The organism is Exiguobacterium sp. A1_3_1, assembly GCF_048985645.1.
Classification (GTDB): Bacteria; Bacillota; Bacilli; order Exiguobacteriales; family Exiguobacteriaceae; genus Exiguobacterium_A; species Exiguobacterium_A indicum.
In genome coordinates this window covers 1-1453 of sequence record NZ_WBYY01000300.1, presented here as the reverse complement: position 1 = coordinate 1453, position 1453 = coordinate 1, and the positions used below count along the sequence as shown (strand labels likewise).

Below are 1453 nucleotides of genomic sequence, written 5' to 3'. Positions count from 1 at the left end.
ACAGTGCTTGGAGCGATTATCGTCTTCTTGATTGGATGGCTCATTGCCAAGCTGATCGCGAACGGGGTTCAAAAAGCGTTAGAGAAGTCTGGGGTCGTCAACAAGTTGTCGCCTCAAAAAGAAGGTACGCCACCAAAGAAGAAAAAGTGGACACCTGAAAAAATCATCGGGACCGTCGTCTTTTGGATTCTCATGGTCTTCGTTCTCATCTTGGTCTTCAACATCCTTGATCTGAACATCATTGCTGGACCACTTGCGGATACGATGAGTACATTACTCGCGGCAATCCCGAACATCTTGAAAGCAGCCCTTATCCTTCTCTTGGCATACGTCATTGCGGTCGTTCTTCGTATGATCATCGTCAAAGCAGGAACGAAGCTGATGGCGAACGATAAAGTACGTTCGAACAAGATGCTTCAAGGTCAGACGGATCTTTCAGCTTATCCAAAAATAGCAGGGGAGATCGTCTTCTACCTCGTCTTGCTTCTGTTCCTACCGGGTGTACTCGGTGCCTTGAACATTGAGAGTGTCTCACAACCGTTCAGCCAATTGTTATCGTCATTCCTTGGATTCATTCCACGCTTGATTGCTGCGGCAGCCATCTTCTTCGTCGGTTTCCTCGTAGCGAAAATCGTCCGCGATATCGTGACGAATTTCCTTCATGCTGTTGGAACGGATAAATTTGCAGCTCGCTTCAACCTTGGGTCAACGGATCAAAAAGATGCGAAATCACTTTCGTCGATTCTCGGAACAGTCGTCTTTATCTTGATTCTGATTCCAATCACGATTTCAGCACTTGATCAATTGAACATTAAAGGAATCACAGGACCAGCGATCAACATGTTGAACGATGTCCTCGGTATGATTCCGAACATCATCGTTGGTGTCGTACTGATCCTTGTCGGTCTTTATGTCGGACGTTTCGTTAAGAAATTCGTTACGGATCTCTTATCACGTCTTGGTTTCAATAACCTGACACGTCACTTGAAAATCGGTACGTGGGATGCAAACCAAGCTTCTACATCACCAGCTTCGATCGTTGGTGCACTCGTTGAGATCGTCATCGTCGTTCTCTTCGTCGTCGAAGCCTTCAACTTGATTGGTCTTGACTTCATGGTCGACCTCGGTCGCGCCGTCCTTGCGTTCTTACCGAGCGTCCTGACAGCGATCATCATTCTCGCAATCGGGATCATCGTCAGCAACCTCGTCAAACGTACGATGGACAGCCTGTTCGGTAACTCTGAACTAAAAGTCCTCTCAAGCGTTGCGAAGTACGCAATTCTTGCACTCGCTGTCTTCATGGCACTCGATCAGCTAGGTGTTGCTGATACGATCGTCAACTCAGCCTTCATCTTGATCTTGGGAGCACTTGCGCTTGCGTTCGGTCTTGCCTTTGGTCTCGGTGGACGTGATAATGCATCGCGTTACCTCGATCGTCTCCAAAAGAAAGCAG

At 47.6% G+C, this 1453-nt stretch carries 1 protein-coding gene; it reads left to right on the top strand.

All coding sequences use genetic code 11. The features are described 5' to 3' along the window. Positions 1-3 precede the first annotated feature (3 nt). Positions 4-1453: mechanosensitive ion channel (locus F8N00_RS17920; RefSeq protein WP_421018736.1), on the top strand; the 1450-nt coding region annotated here is incomplete at its 3' end.